Below are 22556 nucleotides of genomic sequence, written 5' to 3'. Positions count from 1 at the left end.
CCCTAGCCAATTTGGCCGGGCGGCGCCACACGTCCTTAGTCCTTGAACGGTCCGGCGAAAGCGATTTCGCTGACCGGCTTGCGGTCGCTGACCACTTCGCGCTCGCGCAGCATGTCGGGCAACAGCGACTTGTCGCCCTGCTTGCCGATCACGAAAGCCATTTCCACGCGGTAGCCTTCGGGCAGGTTGAGCACTTCGGCAGCCTTGGCGAAGTCGACCCCGGTCATGCCGTGGGTATGGTAGCCGAGGTGGAGCGCCTGAAGTGCGGCGTTAGCCCAGGCAGCGCCGGCATCGAAGCTGTGGCTATGGTTCGGGTTGTCGCCGCGATCGCTGCGCATGAATTCATCGGAGACGACATAGACCAGCACGCCCGCGTCCTTGGCCCAGCTCTGGTTGAATTCGACCAGCGCGGAAAGAAACGTGTCGAAGTTCGCATCGCCCTTATGGGCAAAGGCAAAGCGCCACGGCTGGTAGTTGTAGGCGCTGGCGGCAAGACCTGCGGCTTCGAAGATCACGTCGAGATCAGATTGCGGCACGGCCGAGCCATCGAATGCGCGCGGGCTCCAGCGGTCGACGATGATCGGCAGGACGCGGGGGGAGGCGGTACGGGTCATGAAATGCTCCTTGGAGAGGTCAGCGGAAGATAAGATGGTGGAGCCGGAGCGCAACTGCACTCCGGCTCGCGGGGGGTAGGGATCAGCGGCGATCGAAACCGAACCGGCCCGAGCCGAATGCGGCCACCTGAAGCAGACCACCGGCCAGCGCCACGTTCTTGAAGAAGTGGATGAACTGGTTCTGGTCAGCCAGGTTGGCGTGGAAGCCGAACGCTGCGGCAAGGCTGAACACTGCGATGGCCGAAGCGACGATACGGGTGCGGATGCCGGCGATCAGCAGCAGGCCGCCGACCAGTTCCACGGCCACGGCAACGCCATAGGCAAGGCTCGGGGCGGGCAGGCCAGCGCTGGTGATGTAGGCGATGGTCCCGGTCGGGTCGGCCAGCTTGGAAACGCCGCTCAGCACGAAGATCGCGGCGAGGAGGACGCGGCCGGTTGCCGCAAGCAGGTCGGAAGTGGCGGATGGGGCGCGGCGCGTCTCTATTGCGATTGCGGTCATGGGATCGGTCCTTTGCAACAGTCGTGATTGGGGAATGTGAGGGAACAGTTCGGTCACGGTCAGGCCGCGTCGACGAGCACAAGCTCGGCATCCTCGAGAGCGGTGATGACGATCTCGGTCACGCCGGTGATGGCCACGCCATCGCGGGCATTGGCTTCGACATCGCCGATGCGGATCTTGCCGCGGGCAGGAACCAGGTAGGCGTGACGATCTTCGGTGAGGTCGTAGCGCACCGTTTCGCCGGCCTTGACCGTCGCGCCAAGGACGCGGGCGTTGGCGTTGATCGTCAGTACGTCGCTGTCTCCGGCAATGCCCGAGGCGAGCGGAACGAACTTGCCTTCACGGCTGTCCTTGGGGAAGGGGCGCGCACCCCAGCTGGGGGCGTGGCCGCGACGATCCGGGATGATCCAGATCTGGAACAGGCGGGTTTCCTCGTCCTCAAGGTTGAATTCCGAGTGGGCAATGCCCGTGCCTGCCGACATGACCTGCACGTCGCCCGCTTCGGTGCGGCCTTCGTTGCCGAGGCTGTCACGATGGGTGATCGCGCCCTTGGTCACGTAAGTGATGATCTCCATGTCGCTGTGCGGATGGGTGGGGAAGCCGCTCTTTGGCGCGATGCGGTCGTCGTTCCATACGCGCAGCGCACCCCAGTGGACGCGGGCCGGATCATGGTATCCGCCGAACGAGAAGTGATGATGAGCGTCGAGCCAGCCGTGGTTCGCTGCACCGATCGAGGCGAAGGGGCGCAGTTCGATGTGAGCCTTCGTAGCGGTCGTGTTGGTAGTCTGGGTCATGGCGATTTCTCCAAACGGGCGGCTTGGGTTCCGTCCTGTTGAGGTGGAGATAGGCCTTGCACGTCATTCGGAATATCCCGATAAGTTAAATCAGGATGTTCGAATTTCTTGAAAGGCCATCTCTTGGACGTCGGCCAGCCAACCCTCGACCAGCTCCGCCTGTTCCTCGCGGTGGTCGATGAGGGCAGCTTCAATGGCGCTGCGCGCAAGCTCGGGCGCGCGATCTCGGTGGTGAGCTACGGTATCGTCACCCTGGAGACGCAGCTCGGCGTGACGCTGTTCGATCGCGAGGGATCCAAGAAGCCGGTGCTGACGCCCGCTGGCAAAGCCATGCTCGCACAGGCGCGCGCGGTAAGCGATGATGTCGATGCGCTGATCGCCGGGGTTCGCAATTTCAACCAGGGCCTGGAAGCGGAACTGGGGCTGGCGATCGACGTGATGTTCCCGACGCACCTTGTTGCCGAAGTGCTGCGCCAGTTCCAGATGCTCTACCCCACGGTGCAATTGCGCCTTTACGTCGAAGCACTGGGGACCATCGCGGCCATGGTGGTCGACGGGCGCGCGGAGCTTGGCATTGCCGGGCCGGAACTGGTGGCGATCCCTGATCTCGAACGCGAGGCGATTGGCGAGGTCGAACTGATCCCAGTCGCCGCGCCCGATCATCCGCTGGCGCGGCTGGATGTGATCCCGCCGGGTGAGGCCCGCAAGCATCGCCAGCTGGTGCTGACAGATCGCTCGCAACTAACGCAGGGGCGTGACTTTTCGGTGTTCGCGGCCAGCACATGGCGGCTGGGAGACCTCGGTGCCCGCCACGCGCTGCTGCGCGAAGGGATCGGCTGGGGCAATATGCCGCGCCACCTGATCGAGACGGATCTTGCGACCGGGCGGCTCAAACGCCTGGCCTTGCCCGAGGCGCCGGGAATGGCATACCGCTTTCACGCGGTGTGGCGACGCGATTGTCCGATAGGGCCAGCGCGGGCTTGGGTGCTGGACGCTCTGCGCGAGCGGCTTACCCGCTGTCCGGCCCAGCGCCCAACTGCGACAACGCCCCCTCAGCAGAACTGACGGGGCGCTGCGACGAATAAGCTCAGGTGCCGCCGCTCTTGCGCTTGAAGGCGGCGTTGTCATTGGCCTTGATCTTGGCGATCTGGAGGCCCGGGCTGGGCGGAAAGCCGTTCTTCGGCCCCGGCTCCGGATTGCCCTTTCCGGGTGTAGCGACTGGTACGATTGGCGGGCTGGCGCGTGTCCCGGCCATGGCTGCAGTCGGCAGAATCAAGCCCGCAGCAATCCCCGTGGCAAGAAGCCACTTCTTTCCGTCCAACATTTCTGAATGCCCCCGAAGTTTGTTCCAGGCAGTTTTCATCGGTCCCGAAAGACGCTGCCCTTGTTCATGATTTGGGGGCAGTCGGTTTACCGAAATGAAATGTTCTTAATTAAATCGATATTTACCATGATTATTGGCTCCAAAATGACGAAATGGGTCTGCAGATCACGGCCGTTTCTTGAGCAGTGCGGAGCGCAGGCAGCGGCAGACGACCTCGCCGCGCTGGTTCAAAAGTTCATGCTTGAACGTGGTGATGCCCGCATCCGGCCGCGATCTACTTTCCCGTAAATCAACTACTTCACTGGTTGCGCGCATCGTATCGCCGATGAATACCGGGGCCGGCATGACCAGCTTGTCGTACCCCAGATTTGCCACAAGCGTGCCGAGCGTCGTGTCGCCGACTGACAGGCCAACCATTAGTGCGAAAGTGAAAGTACCGTTCACGAGAATCTGGCCGAACTCGCTGGCCTTGGCCGCCTCCACATCGATGTGCAGCGGCTGTGGGTTGTGAGTCATGGTCGAAAACAACAGGTTATCGGTCTCGGTCACGGTCCTGCGAATCTCGTGCTCGATTCGGTCGCTGATTCGCCATTCGTCGAAGTATTTGCCCGCCATCAGCCTTCTGCCTTCTTGATCTGCGCCAGCAGTGCCTCGACCTGAACCTGCGCTCCGGCCACGGCGTTAAGCTCTTCGACCACGCCATCGAACGGCGCAGTCAGCGCATGCTCCATCTTCATGGCTTCAAGCACCATGAGCTTCTGTCCCTTGGTGACGGACTCACCGGCTGCGACGTCCACCGAAATGACCTTGCCCGGCATGGGGGCGATGATCGCACCATCCGAGGCGCCGCCCCCGGCTCCGCCCTCGGTACGCGACGCTACAAACCGCCATGTCGCGCCTTGCATGGTCGCAAGAATAGCGTCGCCATCTTGACGGATCAGGGGGTAGGCCGACTGGTCGAAGCTGATCCTCTGCGCCAGCTTCCCATCATACCTCTGTGCACGATCATCAAAACTTACCACGTTCATCGTCGGCGCATTCAGGCGAAAGCCGACCGGCGCGGAGCGCGATGGCTGAGCAGTTTCAGCGAACTTGTCTGCCACGATGTTCAGCAGCCACTGCGGCGGGACAACATAGTTGGCGGTGTCGCCCAAATGGCGTTCGATGAAGCCAGTGTCGACTTTCCCCCTTACGAAGTCGGGCATCACGACCAAGCTGCCAAGAAAGCTTGCGTTGGTCCTTGTCGGCCAAACCTGCGTGTCCCAGCACATTTTTGTGAGGCCAGAGATTGCTTCTACTCTTGTCTGTGCGTGGCAGATGAGTTTCGCAATCATCGGATCGTACCATGGGGAAATGGTATCCCCTTGGGTTACCCCGGTTTCGATCCGCAAGCGGACGTCCACGGCAGTTTCCATTTTTGCAGTGCCCAACTCGTGCTGCCACCGTGTCGGCCTGACCTCTTCGGGGATCGCAAATCGCGTTAGCGATCCAGTGACGGGCAAAAACCCCTTTGCCGGGTCTTCGGCATACAACCGCGCTTCCATGGCCCAGCCATTGATGCTCAACTCGTCCTGCCGCTTCGGAAGCGGCTCGCCCGAGGCAACGCGCAGCTGCCATTCGACCAGATCGACGCCGGTGATTTCTTCGGTCACCGGGTGCTCGACCTGCAGGCGGGTGTTCATTTCCATGAACCAGATGCGGTCGGCGCGCAGGCCTTCCGAGCCATCGGCGATGAACTCGATCGTGCCCGCGCCCTCGTAATCCACGGCCTTGGCCGCGCGGACGGCAGCGCCGCAGACTGCTTCGCGTGTCGCCTCGTCCATGCCGGGGGCAGGGGCCTCCTCGATCACCTTCTGATGCCGCCGCTGCAGCGAGCAATCGCGCTCGAACAGGTGGACGACATTGCCGTGAGCATCGCCGAAGACCTGCACTTCGATGTGGCGAGGAGAGAGAATGTACTTCTCGATCAGCACGCGATCATCGCCAAAGGATGACGCCGCCTCACGACGGCATGACGCCAAGGCCTCGGCGAAATCGGCGGAACTCTCCACCCGCCGCATCCCCTTGCCGCCGCCACCGGCCACGGCCTTGATCAGCACCGGATAGCCGATCGCATCGGCCTCGGCCTGCAAGCGCTCCGGCGATTGATCCTCGCCCAGATAGCCCGGCGTCACCGGTACGCCTGCCGCAATCATCCGCGCCTTGGCCGCATCCTTGAGGCCCATCGCCGTGATCGAGGCAGGCTTCGGCCCGACCCACACCAGCCCGGCATCGATCACCGCCTGGGCGAACCCGGCGTTCTCCGACAGGAACCCATAGCCCGGATGGATCGCCTCGGCGCCGGTCGCGAGCGCCGCTGCGATGATCTTCTCGCCCACCAAATAGCTCTCGCGCGCAGGCGAGGGGCCGATGTGCACGGCCTCATCCGCCTGCCGCACATGCAGCGCGTTGGCATCGGCATCGGAATAGACCGCAACCGTACGAATGCCCATGCGGCGCGCGGTGCGGATGACCCGGCAGGCGATCTCGCCACGATTGGCGATAAGGAGGGATTTGATCATAGCCTTCGCCTCCATCACATCCGGAACACGCCAAAGCGCGGCGCTTCGGCAATCGGCGCTTCGAGGCACGCTTCCAGCGCCAATCCCAGCACATCCCTTGTCTGCACCGGATCGATCACGCCATCATCCCACAGCCGCGCTGTGGCGTAGTAGGGATTGCCCTCGTCCTCGTACTTCTGGCGGATCGGCGCCTTGAACGCTTCCGCCTCTTCCGGCGACCACTTGTCGGCGTCGCGGTGCACCGTTGCCAGCACGCTGGCGGCCTGCTCGCCGCCCATCACACTGATGCGCGCGTTGGGCCAGGTGAACAGGAAGCGCGGGGAATAAGCGCGGCCGCACATGCCATAGTTGCCCGCACCGAAGCTGCCGCCGATCAGCACGGTGATCTTGGGCACCTGCGCCGTTGCCACGGCGGTGACCAGCTTGGCGCCATGTTTGGCGATGCCCTCGGCCTCGTATTTGCCGCCGACCATGAAACCCGAGATGTTCTGCAGGAACAGCAGCGGAATGCGGCGCTGGCAGGCGAGTTCGATGAAGTGCGCGCCCTTCTGAGCGCTTTCGGAAAACAGCACGCCGTTGTTCGCAAGGATCGCTACCGGCAGCCCATGGATATGGGCAAAGCCGCAGACCAGCGTGGTGCCGTAGAGCGCCTTGAATTCGTGAAATTCGGATGCATCGACGATCCGCGCGATCACTTCGTGCACGTCATAGGGCGCGCGCACGTCGTCGGGGATGATCGAGTACAGTTCTTCCGGATCGTACTTCGGCGGCACCGGCTCACGCCGTGCAACGCCCGCATCTCCTGCGGCGCCAATATGCGAGACGATATCGCGCACGATGGTCAGCGCGTGTTCGTCATTGTCGGCCAGATGATCGACCACGCCCGACTTGCGCGCGTGCAGGTCGCCGCCGCCCAAGGCCTCGGCGGTAATCTCCTCGCCGGTCGCGGCCTTGACCAGCGGCGGCCCGGCCAGAAAGATCGTACCCTGTTCGCGCACGATCACCGTCTCGTCCGACATCGCGGGAACGTAGGCGCCACCGGCGGTGCATGATCCCATGACGCTGGCGATCTGCGGAATGCCCCGCGCGCTCATGTTCGCCTGATTGAAGAAGAACCGGCCGAAGTGGTCGCGGTCGGGGAAGACCTCGGCCTGGTTGGGCAGGTTCGCTCCGCCACTATCGACCAGATAGATGCACGGCAGGCGGTTCTCCTGCGCAATCTCCTGCGCGCGCAGGTGCTTCTTCACCGTCATCGGGAAATAGGTGCCGCCCTTGACCGTGGCGTCATTGGCAAAGACCATGCACTGGCGGCCGGATATGCGTCCAACCCCGGCAATGATCCCGGCGCCGGGCACCTCGTCGCCGTACATCCCGTTCGCAGCCAGCTGGCCGATCTCGAGAAACGGTGAGCCCGGATCGAGCAGGCGCTCCACGCGGTCGCGCGGGAGCAGCTTGCCGCGCGAGACATGGCGCTCGCGGCTGCGTTCGTCACCGCCAAGCGCAGCCTTGGCAACGCGCTCGCGCAGTTCCCGTGCCAGCGCGCGATTGTGCGCCGCACGGGCCTGCGCCTGTTCGGAGTTCAGGTCGATGTTGCTCGAGAGGACCGGTGCGCTCAACGCGTGCTGCCTTTCAGGTGCTTGGTGAAGAACGGCAGCACATGCGTGCGGAAGCGCTCCTTCACCCGGTTGCCGTGGTCGCCCACATAGATTTCCCAGTCGTGCGCAATGCCGAACCGGGCCAGGGTTTCGTGGATCAGTTCATCGTCCGCGCGGACGAAGTCGGTATCGCCGGTGTCGATGGCGATGCCGCTCATGCGGCGCAGTGATGGGAGATACTGCGAGGCCATGGCCACGGGCGAATTGGCCGCCCACTTGGCGATGACCAGATCGTTCACCTTGCCTCCGCTGGTGCCAAGATCGGCATAGAACGGCGGCTTGGCCGGGTTGGGGGACCATGCCGTGGCGACCGCGAAGTTGCCGCGGCTCATCCAGTCCGCGGTCAGCGCCTGATCGACCGACCAGCCTTCGTATTTCGGATCGGCCGACGAAGCGGGGCGCGGGATCTGGCAGCAGGGGTTCATCGCATAGAGCGCGCCGAACACGTCCGCGCGCTTCATGCCAAGCTTGAGCGTGCCGTAAACGCCCATCGAATGACCGGAAAGGCCGCGCGCGTCGCGCGAGGGGATCGTGCGGAAGTGCTTGTCAGTCCAGGCCACCAGGTCTTGCGCGATGAAGTCCTCGAAGTTCCCCACTGTCGGCGAGTTCGAATACATCGAACCGCCCCACTTGGTCATGCTGTCGGGCACGACGATGATCGCTTCCGTGCCCGAAGCCTTGAGCGCGGCATCGAAGTCGTTGCGCTCGACATACTGGTCTGCGGTCGAATTGTAGCCGTGGAGGAAGTACACCACCGGATAGCGCCGCGACTTCGACTTGTCGTAGCTGTCCGGCAGGAACACGTAGACTGTGCGGTCGGCTGAATTGCCCTCGAGATTGCCCTCTACCGCCACGCTGTGGACGGTCGTCTTTTCCATCCGGGCAAGCGCCGGATTGGCAAGGCCGACCAGGGCTGCACAGGCAATGACGGCTTTCAGGCGCATGAGTCTCTCCGCAAGATCGTTATCTTCCGCCGATCAGCGCGCTCCGATAAGTTCGCGGCCGATCAGCATCCTGCGGATTTCATTGGTTCCGGCGCCGATGTCCAGCAACTTGGCATCGCGCAGGTAGCGCTCAACCGGCCAGTCCTTGGTATAGCCCGCGCCGCCCAGCGCCTGCACGGCCTCGCCCGAGACGCGGAAGGCGTTTTCGCTGGCCAGCAGGATCGCGCCGGCAGCGTCGAAGCGCGTGGTCTGCCCGGCGTCACAGGCCTTGGCCACGGCATAGACATAGGCGCGGGCCGACTGGATCGCGACGTACATGTCGGCGACCTTGGCCTGCATCAGCTGGAAAGTGCCGATCGGCTGGCCGAACTGCTTGCGCTCGCGCACATAGGGGATGACCGTGTCGAGGCAGGCCTGCATGATGCCGATCTGCATACCGGCCAGTACCACCCGCTCGTAATCAAGGCCGCTCATCAGCACGCCGACACCGCCGTGGAGCGGACCCATCACGTTCTCTTCGGGCACGAAGCAGTCGTCGAACACCAGTTCGCAGGTGGGCGAGCCGCGCAGGCCCATCTTGTCGATCTTCTGCCCGATCGAGAAACCGGGCATGTCCTTCTCGATCAGGAAGGCGGTGATGCCCCGGCTGCCCGCTTCGGGTGACGTCTTGGCATAGACCACCAGCGTATCGGCATAAGTGCCGTTTGTGATCCAGAACTTGGTGCCATTGAGGCGGAAACCGCCCGCGGCAGGTTCCGCGCGCAGCTTCATCGAGACGACGTCAGACCCTGCGCCCGCTTCCGACATGGCAAGGCTGCCGACGTGCTCGCCCGAGATCAGCTTGGGCAGGTACTTCGCCTTCTGCTCGTCATTGCCCCAACGGCGGATCTGGTTGACGCAGAGGTTCGAATGCGCGCCATAGGACAGCCCGACCGAGCCCGAGGCCCGGCTTACTTCTTCGACAGCAATGACGTGATCGAGATAGCCAAGGCCCAGTCCGCCGAACTCTTCCTCCACCGTGATGCCGTGCAAGCCCAGCGCACCCATCGGCTCCCACAGTTCGCGCGGGAAGCGGTCGTTGCGGTCGATCTCGGCGGCTAGCGGCGCGATCTGCTCGTCGGCAAAGCGGCCCGCGGCCTCGCGGATCATCAGGGCGCTTTCGGTCAAGCCGAAATCGAAATCGGGCGTGGCGCGCATCTTGGGCATCCTCTGCAAACTTGTCGCGGCGCAGGATACCATTGCCAAACCATCGCTCAAAATTGATTTACATCGCGGGTTGTGATAGGTTTTTCCTATGATGAAGCGCGCGCATCTTCGCCAGTTCCTGGCCGTTGTCGAGACCGGCAATTTCACTCGTGCGGCCGAGCGGCTGGCAATCTCGCAGCCAACCCTTTCGGCCGCGATCGCCGAACTCGAACGCCTGGCGGGCACGCGGCTTTTCCTGCGCGAGCGGCGGCAAGTGCGGTTGACCGAGGCTGGCACGCGCCTCGTGACGCATGCCCGCGCGATCGAACGTGAGTTTCGCGCCGCCGAAGCCGCCTTTGCCGAAGCGCCGCTCCCGCTCAGCCCGTTGCGCCTTGGCGTCCTGCCCTCGATCGCAACGACCATGCTTTCCGGTCTGGCGCGCCGTTTCGCAGGGCCGCAGCCGCTCGTGCTTTCGGAAGGCACCGACGCTGAACTCAGGCGCAAGCTGGGGGAGGGGCAGGTGGATGCTGTCCTCACGCTGATGCGCCCTGAAGACGCTGACAGGCCCTCGGTCGCGCTGCTGGAGGAGGGTTACCGCCTGCTCATTCCCGAAGGTCACCCGCTGGCCGGTGCGACCTTGCTCCATGCCAGCGACGTCGCGGCTGAAACCATGATTGCGCGCCGCTCATGCGAAATCCTTGGCGAGACCAGTCGCTGGTTCACCCAACGCGGCGTGCGTCCGCCGTTCTTCCTGCGCTCGTCCAACGACGATCGCTGCATCGAGATGGTGCGGGCAGGCATGGGCGTGACAACCGCGCCGCAATCGCTGGCGCGTGACGGAGTCGTGGCGGTGCCGCTGGCAGACTACGATTTCCGGCGGAGCATCGGGCTCATAGCCGCGCGCGAACGGCCTGATCTTGTCGGCGAGGGTAGCGCGCTGGCCGAAGCTGCGCGAGCCGCGTTTACTTGACGGCGTAAAGCAGGCGGCCTTCGCCCAGCCGCTCCAGCACGCCGCCGATATCGCTGTTCGAGAACGCGAAGCAGCCCTGGCTCCGACCGATGCGGCCTTGCGTCTCGGCCATGTCCTCGCTGACATAGCTCGCTGCGTGGATCACGATGCCGCGCTCGAGCGCCGCACTGTTGGCGTCCTCCAGCCCGATCAGTCGGCGTGAACGGCCATGCTTGCCGTAGTAGGTCACGCCGGTGAGAAAGGCGCCGGGGCTCGACGCGTTGGAACCATAGGCGTTGGAAAACCGCTGCACCCAGCCACTGTTGGCCGGATCGGACCCGCTGCCATGAGAGACGAGGTGCGAGGAGACAACCTTGCCGCCCACCACGTCGACCAGATGAAACCGCGCCTCGCGCGAGGCCTTGCCGAAATCGACCAGCCCGACGAGATCGCGATGGCGGATATGCGCGCCATGCGCATCCAGCGCGGCAATCGCACGTTGCACCAGCAAGGGCGGCGTCGGCCGTGCGAACGGCGAGACTTCCGGCTCTTTCAAAGGAGTTACAGCCATCGCCGGCTGGCCCGAAACGGCCATGCTGCCCAGCGTTGCAACCATGGCGCCCAAAAATTGGCGCCGATCAGGAACCATTATCCGAGACCCCGGTTATCGTCCATTGGGCCTCAAATTGTATGCAGCGCGTCACACCTGCAAGGGGTGTGGCCCAGCCTTGCGACGAGTCGTGCATGACCCGCCACCTGCTGAGCCACTTCGCTAACTCAGATTGACCTCGTCAGGCGCAGCGCTTTCGGGCTGCGGAAGTTCGAGGACGAAACCCAGTCCAGCGCAGCGTCCACCCGGGTGAACTCTGGCACGACTTTCAACAGCTCCTCATAGGCAATCTGCGTCGCCAGCCGCCCGATCATCGCGCCGAGGCAGGCGTGAACGCCGCCGCCAAACCCGAGATGGCGCTTGGCCCTGCGCGTGATGTCGTAGACATCGGGATTGTCGAACATCCGCTCGTCGCGATTTGCCGAGCCATAGGCGAGGATCACCGCGTCGCCCGCTTTCATCACCTGCCCATGCAGTTCCACGTCCCGCGTCAGCGTCCGCTTGAAACGCTGGGCCGAAGTGTTGAACCGCAGCGATTCCTCGATCGCGTCGGGGATCAGCGACGGATCTGTGACCAGAGCCCGCCGCGCCTCCGGGTAATCCGCAAGGTTCAGCCCAAACATGGCCATGAAGCCTGAAAGGCTCTCGATCCCGGCCATGATCAGCGTCGTGACGGTAAGCTGCACTTCCTTGTCGAGCAGCTTCTCGCCATCGATCTCGGCAGTGATGAAGTTCGACAGCAGATCGTCGCCCGGATTGGCCTTGCGCGCCGCCACCAGCTTCTCCGCATAGTCCGCCATCCAGTGGAACGCCGCAAGGTGTTCGGGGCTCTTCTGGCGGGTCACCGGGTCGGTCTGGACCATCAGCACCGCATTGTGGCGCACCAGATCGGCGTTCTCCTCGGGCAGAGCGAAGAGATAGAACAGCAGGTCGACCGTCAGCTTCGAGGTGTAGTCCCCGACAAGGTCGAACACCGGCTTGTCCGCAATCTCGGCGAGGTGCGCGCGAGCCGCCGCCCGCGCCGGTTCGACGATGTGCTCCAGCGCCCGCTTGGTGACGGCCGACTGGATCAGCGCCCGCAACCGGTGATGGCGCGGCGGATCGCTGGAGCCGAGCGTTGACCCGGCGCGGCCCGGAAATTCGTCGACGAGGTTGCCCTGCGCCGATGAGTAAGTCCGCCAGTCCTGCAGCGCATTGAGCACGTCGGAATAGCGCGACAGCACCCACTTGCCCGCTTCCTCTGACCAGAAGCAGGGATATTGGTCGCGCAGCGTCTTGTAGGCCGGAAACGGATCGGCATCGTTTTCCGGGGAATATGGGTCAAAGCGGAACGCGGGCCGCTCGATGACGGTAGCCATGGCAAGTCTCCTCTCTTGCCGCTGATGATGCCCGGTCGCCGCGCGGCAGGCGACGCTGCCTCCGCGCAAATTCTTGCACTTTCCGCGCAACCTGCAACACTGTCATCTATGCAGGCAAAGAGCTTCAGTCGCTACACGCTCTACGGCGAACAGGGGATTTCCGTGCCGTCGGAGTTCGTCCACCTGGAACGCATTCGGGATCGCGCCACTCTGCATGAATGGACAATCGAGCCGCACGCGCATCCTCAAATGCTGCAACTCCTGCTGCTTCAGTCCGGCGGCGTCACGCTTTATGGCGAAGAGTCTGCGCATCGGTTGGAGGCGCCCGCGCAGGTAATCGTGCCGCCGTCCTGCGTTCACGCCTTCCGGTTCGATGCAGGGGCAGAAGGGTGGGTGCTGTCGCTCGCCTCTGATCTCGCCAACGACCCGCGTCTGGTTGGCCTCCTGGCTGACCTGCGGCAGATCGGCGGATCGGCCGTTGCCGCATCGCTGCGCGCCCAGCCGCAAACCATCGAACGCCTCGCTTGGCTGCTCGCGGACCTGTCGCAGCAACTCGGGCAGGGTGACGCCGTGGGACCGGCGGTGCTGGCGCAGGTCGCGCTAGTGCTCGCCAGCGCGGCGCAGGCAGCCACGCACAAGCAAGTCTCTCACAGCGCAAACGGCCACGAACCGCTCGTCGCCCGTTTCCGCAGCCTGGTCGAACAGCGCTATCGCGATCACCTGTCCGTCGGGCAGTACGCCGTCATGCTCGGCACAACGGCCTCGACATTGACCCGCGCCACCCGCCTGCTCACAGGCAAGGCCCCGGCCGAGATCTTGCACGATCGCCTGATTCTCGAGGCCCGTCGCAATCTTGCCTTCTCAGGCGCAAGCGTCGCCCAGATTGCCTATGCCCTTGGCTTTGCCGATCCGGCATACTTCGCCCGCTTCTTCAAGGCGCGGACCGGCCAGACTGCCGGCGCGTTCCGAAGGGAGAGAGCGTGGAATTCGCCGCCAACGGCTTGACGCAATCGGCCTGCAATCCGGCGCAGGCCACTTGTCTATCGAAATAGTTGAGTTATCTCTGAAGCTGTCGGGACGTAGACCGAGTCGACCGGCTTTCCGCTTCAGGAGACAGCACCATGACTCAACAACGCTCGCTATCCGCGGGGCAGGACCCGCTGATCCTTACCGTTCCGGGCCTTGGCAACAGCGGCCCCGGCCATTGGCAGACGCAGTGGGAGCAGGATCTGCCCGATTGCCGCCGCGTCGACCTCGGCCTGTGGCATGATCCGCACCGCAATACCTGGGTCAACAAGATCAACCTCGCGGTCCATCGGTCGGACCGGCCCGTCGTGCTTGTTGCGCACAGTCTCGGCTGCCTCGCCGTCGCCTGGTGGGCAGAGTTCGAAAAGCCCGCCGACGGCAAGGTGCTCGGCGCACTTCTGGTTGCTCCGCCCGATGTCGAGGTGCGCCCGATCGACCGCCGCCTGACCCGCTTCGCGCCGTTCCCGCATGGCGAACTGCCGTTCCCGTCCATCCTGGTCGCAAGCCGCAACGATCCCTACATGGGGATCGGGCAGGCCCGGCAGCTGGCGCGCGCCTGGGGAAGCGGCTTTGCCGATGCGGGCGAGGCCGGCCATATCAATGCCGAATCCGGGCTCGGCGAATGGACCTTCGGGCGCCTGCTGCTCAACCAGATGCTGCCCAAGCCGGTCGCTCTCGAAAGTGGCCAGCGCGCGCCGCTAGGCTCCTTCCATCCCGACCGCGCACTGCGCCGTCTCGGTGCCTGACCGGATGACCGGACCGGCTTCTGGCCCGGTCCGGTCGATACGGAAGCCATAATCTCCGCATTCCCACGAGAAACCCGGCGTCTGCGGCCACTCCCAGTCGCCCGGATGCATGGGAGCACCGTCCAGCCGGCGCCATTGGCCGTCCTGCGCAAAGCGCGCGAACTCCGCCACCCGCGCCGCGCGCCACGCTGCCAGTCTGAAAGCACAGGCCTCCAGATCGGTGTCCCGTTGTTCCCAGTCGATCCAGGTGATCGGATTGTCCTGCGCATAGGCGTTGTTGTTGCCGTGCTGGCTGCGGCCGAACTCGTCCCCGGCAGTCAGCATGATCGTACCGGTGGAAACGAACAGCGTGCCGAGCATGGCGCGGGCAAAGGCAGAGCGCCGGGCGAGGACTTCCGGATCTTCGGTCATGCCCTCGGCGCCGTTGTTCCAGCTGAAGTTCTCGCCGTGTCCGTCGCGATTGTCCTCGCCGTTGGCGTCGTTGTGGCGGTGCTCGTAGGCGAGGGTGTCAGCCAGCGTGAAGCCATCGTGCGCGGCAAGGAAGTTCACCGAGCGGCAGTCCTTCCCGAAAAGGTCTGCCGAGCCGGCGATCCGCGTAGCCAGCACGTCAACGCCGGCATCGCCCTTCCAGAACCGCCGCACGTCATCGCGATACCTGTCGTTCCATTCGAGCCAGCCCGCCGGGAAATTCCCCAGTTGATACCCGCCCGGCCCGACGTCCCAAGGCTCGGCAATCATCACCCGGTCGGCCAACAGCGGATCGGCTGCAATCTCGGCAAAGATCGGTGCGTCACTCGCAAAGCCGGGGCTGCGTGCAAGGATCGGGGCGAGGTCAAAGCGGAAGCCGTCGACGCCGCAATGGCGGACAAAGTGCCGCAGCGTATCGAGCGCCAGTTGCCGCACGGCGGCATTGCTGAAGTCGAGCGTGTTGCCGCAGCCGGTGTCGTTGATCAGGCTGCCGTCAGGAGCTTTGGCATAGGCCGCGTCGTCCAGCCCGCGTAGCGACAGGACCGGGCCCAGCACATCGGATTCGCCGCTGTGATTGAGCACGATGTCGAGGATCACGCCGATCCCTGCGGCGCGCAGTGCCGCCACGGTATCGCGCAGTTCCGCAACGCCGCCGGGGCACAGGCGCGGGTCCAGCGCCATCATCGCTACCGGGTTGTAGCCCCAGGCATTGCTCAGGCCGAGAGGGGGCAGGTGCCGTTCGTCGATCCAGGCGACAACCGGCATGAGTTCCACCGCGGAAACGTGGAGGCGTTTGAGGTGCGCGATAACCGCCGGATGGGCGAGCGCGGCGACGGTGCCGCGCAGGGCCTCCGGCACATCAGGATGCAGCTTGGTAAAGCCGCGCACGTTGAGTTCGTAGATCAGGCCGCCGTGCCGGAACCGCGGTGGGGCAGGGGAGACAGGCTCGTGAAGGCCAACCACCGCCTTGGGCACAATCGCCGCCGTATCCGCGCCGTAAGCGGGCAAACTGGCATCGAAAATGAACGGCTGGTCGAGCTCCATGGCGTAAGGATCGACCAGCAGCTTGGCCGGATCGAACCATAGTCCCGCCGCCGGATTCCACTCTCCCGAAGCGCGGAAGCCATAGCGGCTGCCGCGCAATTCACCGGGCAGTTCGACCGTCCAGTTCGCGCCCACGCGCGTCATCGCCACGTGCTGTTCGGCGTCGCCATCAAACAGGCAAAGCGTCAGAGCTTCGGCATGGGGCGAGCGGACGGTGAAGCGGGTCTTGCCGTCCGTGATCTCGACGCCCGGCTTCACGTCACCACGTCTGGCGCGGTCCGTCCGGTGTGCCGCGCAATCCCGGCGATGGCACCGGCGGCCGCGATCAGGTCGGCCAGCATGTCCGGTGTTTCGCGGTCCAGATCGCCGCCGACCGGTTCATAGCGTTCGAGATAGACGCGCAAGGTCGCGCCTTCGGTGCCGGTGCCGGAGAGGCGGAAGACTACGCGCGAGCCCCCCGCGAACATCACGCGGACGCCTTGATTGCTGCTTGTCGAACCGTCGACAGGGTCAAGGTAAGAGAAGTTGTCGGCCTTGGCGACTTCGAGCGATCCGAAGGTCTGGCCGGGAAGGCGGTCGAGTGCAGCCTTCAGTTCCGCCATCAGCGCATCCGCCTTGTCGGTCGGCAGCGCTTCGTAATCGTGGCGGGCGTAATAGTTGCGGCCGAACTTGGTCCAGTGCTCGCGGGCCAGCTGGTCGACGCTGATCTTGCGGACGGCGAGAATGTTGAGCCAAAGCAGCACGGCCCACAGGCCGTCCTTCTCCCGCACGTGATCGCTGCCGGTCCCGGCGCTTTCCTCGCCGCAGATCGTCGCCATACCGGCATCGAGCAGGTTGCCGAAGAACTTCCACCCGGTCGGCGTCTCGAAGCAGGGCAGGCCAAGCGCTTCGGCCACGCGATCCGCAGCCGCGCTGGTCGGCATCGAGCGGGCAATGCCCTTGAGGCCCGCAGCATAGCCTGGCGCCAGGTGCGCGTTCGCCGCCAGCATGGCAAGGCTGTCCGAGGGCGTGATGAAGCGATGCCGTCCGACGATCAGGTTACGGTCGCCATCGCCGTCCGATGCCGCGCCGAAGTCCGGGGCGTCAGTGCTGAACATCGTCTCGAACAGCTCATGCGCGTGGACCATGTTGGGGTCGGGGTGGTGCCCGCCGAAGTCCTCGAGCGGCACGCCATTGCGCACCGTGCCCTTGGCAAAACCCAGGCGGTTCTCGAGGATTTCGGTGGCATAGGGGCCGGTCACCGCGCTCATTGCATCGAACGCCATGGTGAAACCGGCGGCGACGTTGGCGCGGATGGCGTCGAAATCGAACAGCGCTTCCATCAGCTCGGCATAGTCGGCCACGGAGTCGATCACTTCGACAGTGAGTCGACCAACTTGCGTGGTTCCAAGCCTGTCGAGATCGACATCGGGCGCATCGACGGTCAGCCAGCGGTCGATCGTCTGGGTGCGGGCGTAGATGGCCTCCGTCACGCCTTCGGGCGCTGGGCCGCCGTTGGCGATGTTGTACTTGATGCCGAAGTCCTCGTCCGGCCCGCCGGGATTGTGGCTGGCCGAAAGGATCAGGCCACCGCTCGCGCCGTATTTGCGGATCACGTTCGAGGCGGCGGGGGTGGAGAGGATGCCGCCTTGGCCGACCAGCACCTTGCCATAGCCGTTGGCCGCGGCGATGCGGATCGCCTGCTGGATCACCGTGCGATTGTGGAAGCGACCGTCGCCGCCAAGGACCAGCGTGCTGGCGGGCTCGCGCTCGACCACGTCGAACACTGCCTGAATGAAGTTCTCGGCGTAGTTAGCTTGCTGGAAAACCTTGACTTTCTTGCGCAGGCCGGAAGTGCCGGGCTTCTGGCCGGAATAGGGCGTCGACGGTACGGTACGGGTCATTGGTCCTCCGCGATGAGGGCGGCGTAGAGATCCGCATAGGCCTTGCCCGAGCGGTTCCACGAGAAGTCGGTCTTCATGCCGGCGCGCTGCATGGCACGCCAGGTATCGCCTTGCCAATAGAGCGTTACGGCACGGCTGATCGCATCGGCAAGGCTGGCATAGCTGACGCCGTCGAACTGCACCCCCGTCGCCACGCCGCCCATCACCGCCGCCAGATTTGCGTCGATCACGGTGTCCGCCAGCCCCCCGGTCCGCGCCACCACCGGCACGCAGCCATAGGCAAGGCCATAGAGTTGCGTGAGGCCGCAAGGCTCGAAGCGCGAGGGGACGAGGATCGCATCGCCGCCTCCCTGCATCCGATGCGAAAGGCCCTCGTCATAGCCGATGCGGACGCCCACCTTGCCGGGGTGGCGCATCGCTGCGGCGTGGAATGCGTTCTCCATCGCCTTGTCTCCCGAGCCGAGCAGGGCGAGCCGACCGCCGATGCCGACGAGGTGGTCGATGCACTCCAACAGGACGTCGATGCCCTTCTGCCAGGTGAGGCGAGTGATGACGACGAAGAGGGGGCCATCACCCTCATCGAGTCCGAACTCTGCCTCCAGCGCGCGCTTGTTAGTTACCCGTTTGCCTATGGAGAGTTGCCCGAATGCCTTCGAGAGTTGGATATCGGTTGCCGGGTTCCATTGCGCGGTGTCGATGCCGTTGACGATGCCCCGCACACGGTCGCCCCGACTTGCTATAAGTCCTTCCAATCCCATGCCAAATTGGGGTGTGCGGATCTCGCGCGCATAAGTCGGGCTGACCGTGGTGATCATGCTTGCGGCCTCAAGCCCGGCTTTGAGGAAGCCGACGCCGCCGTGGTATTCGACCCCGTCCATCGCCCATGCATGCGGGGGCAGACCGAGCGCCGGGAACACGTCCGCGCCGTAGTGTCCCTGGAACGCCATGTTGTGAATGGTCATCACCGATGGCACGCGCATGCCGCTTTCGGGCGGAGAAAAACGCAGGTATGCCAATGCCATGGCGGCCTGCCAGTCATGCGCGTGGACCAGGTCGAACGTCCGTCCCCTGACCGCGCCGCCGCCAACGTCCGCCGCTGCGCGCCCAAACGCAGCGAAGCGCCGCCAGTTGTCCGCCCAGTCACGCCCTGAGGAGTCGACGTAAGGATTGCCCTCGCGCTGGAAAAACGCCGGTGCATCAAGGACTAACAGGGGATGGCCGTCGATCTTGCCGCTAACCAGCCGCGCCCTTTCGCCCAAAAGGCTGTCCCAGACGTGAAGCGCGCGGGGGCGGGAGAGCGCCTTCATCACCGCCGGATAGCCGGGCAGAAATGTCGTCATTTCAACGCCATGCGGCGCAACCGCCGCAGGCAGCGCTCCCGCCACATCAGCAAGGCCGCCGGTCTTGACCAGCGGCACCGCTTCCGAGGCGACGGACAGGACCCTGATCGTCATGCCAGCCGGTCGATCATCCGCTTGGTGATAAGGCACACCCCGCTTTCGGAGCGGCGGAAGCGGCGGGCATCGAGTTCCGGATCTTCGCCGACGACGAGGCCTTCTGGAATGCGCACGCCGGAATCGAGGATCACGCGGCTGAGCCGGGCGCCTCTGCCGATGTTGCAATAGGGCAGGATCACTGCTTCCTCGCATGAGGAGAACGAGCCCATTTTTACGCCTGTAAACAACAGGCTGCGTTTCGCGATGGCGCCCGAGACGATGCAATCCTGGCTGATCAGCGAGGAGATCGCCATGCCCCGACGGCCGTCTTCGTCATGCACGAACTTGGCCGGCGCGGCGATGATCTGGTCGGTCCAGATCGGCCAGTCACGATCGTACATGTTGAGCTTGGGCACGGTGTCGGTGAGATCGAGATTGGCTTCGAAATAGGCGTCGATCGTGCCGACATCGCGCCAGTATTCCTCGATTTCCTCGGCCGCGCGGATGCAGGAATTGGTAAAGCGGTGGGCGACGGCCTTGCCGTTCTTCACGATCTTGGGGATGATGTCGTTACCGAAATCGCGGCTCGAATTCGGGTCGTCAGCGTCTTCCTGCAGCATCTGGAACAGGAACTTCGTCTCGAAAACGTAGATGCCCATCGAGGCCAGCGCCATGCCTTCGTTGCCGGGAATGCCCGGAGGATCGGCAGGCTTTTCAATGAAATCGGTGATGGTGTCAGTCTTGTCGACCGCCATCACGCCAAAGCCCGTTGCTTCCATGCGCGGCACGACGAGGCAGCCGATGGTGACGTCGGCACCGCTTTCCACGTGCTGGCGGAGCATCAGTTCGTAGTCCATCTTGTAGATGTGGTCGCCAGCGAGGATGACCATGTATTTGGGCGCGTAGGAAGCGATGATGTCGATGTTCTGGAACACCGCATCGGCGGTGCCTTCGTACCAGTGATCTTCCGAAACGCGCTGCGAGGCGGGCAGAATGTCGAAGCTCTCGTTGCGTTCCGGGCGCATGAAGTTCCACGCGCGCTGCATGTGGCGGATCAGCGAATGCGCCTTGTACTGCGTGGCGACCCCGATGCGGCGGATGCCCGAGTTGATCGCGTTCGATAGCGCGAAGTCGATGATGCGCGACTTGCCGCCGAAGTAGACTGCGGGTTTGGCGCGGTTGTCGGTCAGTTCCTTGAGGCGGCTGCCACGGCCCCCGGCAAGGACATAGGCCATCGCATCGCGGGCCAGTGGCTGAGAGTAAGTTTCGCGCATCCCCTAATCTCCGTTCTTATCCTTGAAATTCGAGTATCAGCGTGGCCAGCGGCGGCAGGACCACGAAAGCCGCCCCGCCTTCCGCGTTTACCTGGCCAAGATTGCCGATGCCGCTGCCACCGTAGTCCTGCGCATCGCTGTTGAGCACTTCGCGCCATTCGCCGTCATGCGGCAGCGGCAGGCGATAGTGATCGTGCACCTGCGGCGTCATGTTGCTGATGACGGCCACCGGTTTCGCTCCCGGTGCCTTGCGCAACCAGGCGAAGACCGACCCTTGAGCATCGTCGACGACCAGCCATTCGAAGCCCTCCTGCTCGCAATCGCGCGCGTGCAGGGCAGGGCGGGTGGTATAGACCCGGTTGAGATCGCGGACCCAGCGGCGGACGCCTTCGTGGGCCGGGGCATCGAGCAGGTCCCAGTCAAGCGAGCGGGCCTCGCTCCATTCACGACGCTGGGCGAATTCCTGACCCATGAACAGCAGCTTCTTGCCGGGGTAACCCCACATCATGCCATAGTAGGCGCGCAGGTTGGCGAACTTCTGCCAGTCGTCGCCGCTCATCTTGTTCAGGAGCGAACCCTTGCCATGGACGACTTCGTCATGGCTGAGCGGAAGGACGAAGTTCTCGCTGAAGGCGTAGGTCAGTCCGAAGGTGATCTCGTTGTGGTGGTACTGCCGATGGATCGGGTCACGCGCCATGTACTGCAGCGTATCGTGCATGAAGCCCATGTTCCACTTGAAGCCGAAGCCGAGGTGCTCGCGCGGGGCTTCGTCGAACGCTGGCTTGCTGACGCCGGGCCATGAGGTTGATTCCTCGGCAATCGTCAGGAAGCCGGCGTGGCTGGCATAGACGGCGCGGTTCATCGCCTTGAGGAATTCGACCGCTTCCCAATTCTCGCGCCCGCCTTCGGCGTTGGGGATCCATTCGCCCGCCTTGCGTGAGTAGTCACGGTAGAGCATCGAGGCGACGGCATCGACGCGCAACCCGTCAACGTGGTAGCGCTCGGCCCAGAACAGCGCGTTGTTCACCAGGAAGCTGACCACTTCGCGGCGGCCGAAGTTGTAGATCAGCGTGTTCCAGTCAGGATGAAAGCCGAGGCGCGGATCTTCATGTTCGTAGAGCGCGGTGCCGTCGAAGCGGACGAGGCCGTGTTCGTCGGTGGGGAAGTGCGCGGGCACCCAGTCGATCAGGACAGAGATGCCGGCGCGGTGCGCGCCGTCTACGAAGCGCGCGAAGCCTTCGGGCGGGCCGAAGCGCGCGCTGGGAGCGTAGAGGCCGGTGGTCTGATACCCCCATGATGGATCGTAGGGGTGTTCGGAGACGGGCAGGAATTCAATGTGGGTGAAGCCCATTTCCGCGACATAGGGGATCAGCCGGTCGGCCAATTCGTCCCAGGTGTAGAAGCCCTCGTCATGCGGCTTCTGCCATGAGCCGGGGTGGACTTCGTAGATCGACATCGGCTGGCGGCGGGCATCGATGCTGGCCCAGTGGGCGCGATGTTCGGCATCGCCCCAGTCCATCTTGACCGGGTGTGCGGTGATCGAGGCGGTGCTGGGCCGAAATTCGGCGGCCTGCGCGAAAGGATCGGCTTTCAGCGGCAGGACTTTTCCGTCTGCGCCGACGATGTGGTACTTGTAGGCACGGTGTTCGCCGATGTCTGGGATGAACACTTCCCACACGCCGATGTCCACGCGGCGGCGCATCGGGTGGCGGCGCGCGTCCCAATCGTTGAAATCACCGACGACGCTGACGACTTGCGCATTGGGTGCCCAGACCGCGAAGTGGATGCCGGAGACGCCCTCATGCTCGATCAGGTGTGCGCCAAGCTTGTCGAACAGGCGGTGGTGCGTGCCCTCGGCAATCAGAAAGTCGTCGAGGGGCCCGAGGACCGGGCCGAACGAGTAAGGATCGGTCACCAGCCACTCGTGGGTGCCGGCCTTGCAGGCATAGCGCACCGGCTGGCGCGGGCCCTTGACCTTACCTTCGAACAGGCCGCGACCGTCAACGCGCGTCAGCTTGCCGAGCTTCTTGCCATCAAGCGACCATGCCACCGCTTCCTCGGCACCGGGCAGGACTGCGCGGGCGAACGCGCCTTCAGGCCCTTCGTGAATGCCGAGAAGCGAGAAAGGATCGGCGTGCGTCCCGTCAAGCAGGGCATCGATGGCGCTCGCCGGTGGCTTCATGCTG

At 64.2% G+C, this 22556-nt stretch carries 20 protein-coding genes and 1 pseudogene; 4 read left to right on the top strand and 17 right to left on the bottom strand.

Annotation, left to right across the window (positions count from 1 at the left end; genetic code table 11):
* Positions 1-35 precede the first annotated feature (35 nt).
* From ACZ1JY_RS05025 to ACZ1JY_RS05015, 3 genes are all read right to left on the bottom strand, one after another.
* Positions 36-614, bottom strand: coding sequence for a nitroreductase family protein (locus ACZ1JY_RS05025; protein WP_465130571.1), 579 nt, complete (start codon positions 612-614; stop codon positions 36-38).
* A gap of 82 nt (positions 615-696) precedes the next feature.
* On the bottom strand, positions 697-1113 hold the full coding sequence (locus ACZ1JY_RS05020) for a DoxX family protein (protein ID WP_465130570.1): 417 nt from the start codon (positions 1111-1113) through the stop codon (positions 697-699).
* 59 nt (positions 1114-1172) lie between these two features.
* Positions 1173-1907 (bottom strand): pirin family protein, encoded by a 735-nt coding sequence (locus ACZ1JY_RS05015; protein ID WP_168904650.1) that lies wholly within the window; start codon positions 1905-1907, stop codon positions 1173-1175.
* Between the two features lie 108 nt (positions 1908-2015).
* Between ACZ1JY_RS05015 and ACZ1JY_RS05010 the strand changes: the two genes are divergently transcribed.
* A complete protein-coding gene (locus ACZ1JY_RS05010) occupies positions 2016-2972 on the top strand; it encodes a LysR family transcriptional regulator (RefSeq protein WP_240946764.1) in 957 nt (318 codons plus the stop codon).
* A 22-nt stretch (positions 2973-2994) separates the two neighbouring features.
* Here ACZ1JY_RS05010 and ACZ1JY_RS05005 read toward each other — a convergent pair whose 3' ends face one another.
* The 7 genes and pseudogenes from ACZ1JY_RS05005 to ACZ1JY_RS04975 form a co-directional block, all read right to left on the bottom strand.
* On the bottom strand, positions 2995-3162 hold the full coding sequence (locus tag ACZ1JY_RS05005) for a hypothetical protein (protein WP_162896002.1): 168 nt from the start codon (positions 3160-3162) through the stop codon (positions 2995-2997).
* 234 nt (positions 3163-3396) lie between these two features.
* A complete protein-coding gene (locus tag ACZ1JY_RS05000; protein ID WP_465130569.1) occupies positions 3397-3846 on the bottom strand; it encodes a MaoC family dehydratase in 450 nt (149 codons plus the stop codon).
* The gene (locus ACZ1JY_RS04995) at positions 3846-4049 is read right to left on the bottom strand and encodes a biotin/lipoyl-containing protein (protein WP_465130874.1); all 204 of its coding nucleotides are present in this window, start codon (positions 4047-4049) and stop codon (positions 3846-3848) included. The genes ACZ1JY_RS05000 and ACZ1JY_RS04995 overlap by 1 nt, the downstream gene beginning before the upstream one ends.
* Positions 4050-4375: 326 nt before the next feature.
* A pseudogene (locus ACZ1JY_RS04990) lies at positions 4376-5792 on the bottom strand (acetyl-CoA carboxylase biotin carboxylase subunit); the annotation flags it as partial.
* A gap of 14 nt (positions 5793-5806) precedes the next feature.
* Positions 5807-7408, bottom strand: a complete 1602-nt coding sequence (locus ACZ1JY_RS04985; RefSeq protein WP_465130568.1) for a carboxyl transferase domain-containing protein — start codon at positions 7406-7408, stop codon at positions 5807-5809.
* The gene (locus ACZ1JY_RS04980) at positions 7405-8391 is read right to left on the bottom strand and encodes an alpha/beta hydrolase (RefSeq protein ID WP_465130567.1); all 987 of its coding nucleotides are present in this window, start codon (positions 8389-8391) and stop codon (positions 7405-7407) included. The genes ACZ1JY_RS04985 and ACZ1JY_RS04980 overlap by 4 nt, the downstream gene beginning before the upstream one ends.
* A 33-nt stretch (positions 8392-8424) precedes the next feature.
* Positions 8425-9588: an isovaleryl-CoA dehydrogenase gene (locus ACZ1JY_RS04975; protein WP_465130873.1), complete on the bottom strand. Its 1164-nt coding sequence runs from the start codon at positions 9586-9588 to the stop codon at positions 8425-8427.
* 100 nt (positions 9589-9688) lie between these two features.
* Here ACZ1JY_RS04975 and ACZ1JY_RS04970 point away from each other — a divergent pair, with 100 nt between their 5' ends.
* Positions 9689-10546: a LysR family transcriptional regulator gene (locus ACZ1JY_RS04970; protein ID WP_465130566.1), complete on the top strand. Its 858-nt coding sequence runs from the start codon at positions 9689-9691 to the stop codon at positions 10544-10546.
* Here the strand turns inward: ACZ1JY_RS04970 and ACZ1JY_RS04965 are convergent.
* Together ACZ1JY_RS04965 and ACZ1JY_RS04960 are read right to left on the bottom strand one after the other, a co-directional pair.
* Positions 10539-11141 carry a murein L,D-transpeptidase catalytic domain family protein gene (locus tag ACZ1JY_RS04965; protein ID WP_465130565.1) on the bottom strand — a complete coding sequence of 201 codons (603 nt, stop codon included), beginning with the start codon at positions 11139-11141 and terminating at the stop codon, positions 10539-10541. The two genes, ACZ1JY_RS04970 and ACZ1JY_RS04965, sit on opposite strands and share 8 nt — an antisense overlap.
* 161 nt (positions 11142-11302) lie before the next feature.
* A complete protein-coding gene (locus ACZ1JY_RS04960; RefSeq protein ID WP_465130564.1) occupies positions 11303-12493 on the bottom strand; it encodes a cytochrome P450 in 1191 nt (396 codons plus the stop codon).
* Between the two features lie 108 nt (positions 12494-12601).
* Here ACZ1JY_RS04960 and ACZ1JY_RS04955 point away from each other — a divergent pair, with 108 nt between their 5' ends.
* Both ACZ1JY_RS04955 and ACZ1JY_RS04950 read left to right on the top strand, forming a co-directional pair.
* The gene (locus ACZ1JY_RS04955) at positions 12602-13498 is read left to right on the top strand and encodes a helix-turn-helix domain-containing protein (protein WP_465130563.1); all 897 of its coding nucleotides are present in this window, start codon (positions 12602-12604) and stop codon (positions 13496-13498) included.
* Positions 13499-13614: 116 nt separating this feature from the next.
* Positions 13615-14265 (top strand): RBBP9/YdeN family alpha/beta hydrolase, encoded by a 651-nt coding sequence (locus tag ACZ1JY_RS04950; RefSeq protein ID WP_465130562.1) that lies wholly within the window; start codon positions 13615-13617, stop codon positions 14263-14265.
* Here the strand turns inward: ACZ1JY_RS04950 and glgX are convergent.
* Genes glgX through glgB form a run of 5 tightly spaced genes read right to left on the bottom strand, consistent with a single transcriptional unit; the run spans position 14218 to position 22552 of the window.
* Positions 14218-16035 (bottom strand): glycogen debranching protein GlgX, encoded by a 1818-nt coding sequence (gene glgX / locus ACZ1JY_RS04945; protein ID WP_465130561.1) that lies wholly within the window; start codon positions 16033-16035, stop codon positions 14218-14220. The genes ACZ1JY_RS04950 and glgX overlap by 48 nt on opposite strands.
* A complete protein-coding gene (locus ACZ1JY_RS04940) occupies positions 16032-17660 on the bottom strand; it encodes an alpha-D-glucose phosphate-specific phosphoglucomutase (RefSeq protein WP_465130560.1) in 1629 nt (542 codons plus the stop codon). Before ACZ1JY_RS04940 ends, glgX begins: the two co-directional genes overlap by 4 nt.
* On the bottom strand, positions 17657-19114 hold the full coding sequence (glgA, locus tag ACZ1JY_RS04935; RefSeq protein WP_465130559.1) for a glycogen synthase GlgA: 1458 nt from the start codon (positions 19112-19114) through the stop codon (positions 17657-17659). Before glgA ends, ACZ1JY_RS04940 begins: the two co-directional genes overlap by 4 nt.
* Positions 19111-20370: a glucose-1-phosphate adenylyltransferase gene (gene glgC / locus ACZ1JY_RS04930; RefSeq protein WP_118073564.1), complete on the bottom strand. Its 1260-nt coding sequence runs from the start codon at positions 20368-20370 to the stop codon at positions 19111-19113. Before glgC ends, glgA begins: the two co-directional genes overlap by 4 nt.
* Before the next feature lie 16 nt (positions 20371-20386).
* Complete coding sequence (gene glgB, locus ACZ1JY_RS04925; RefSeq protein ID WP_465130558.1) at positions 20387-22552, bottom strand: 1,4-alpha-glucan branching protein GlgB; 2166 nt, start codon at positions 22550-22552, stop codon at positions 20387-20389.
* Between the last annotated feature and the right edge of the window lie 4 nt (positions 22553-22556).

It is taken from the genome of Novosphingobium sp. BL-A-41-Hi4B-X5A (genome assembly GCF_055521705.1).
The sequence above is the reverse complement of the archived record's forward strand: the minus strand, read 5'-3'. Positions and strand labels throughout refer to the sequence as shown.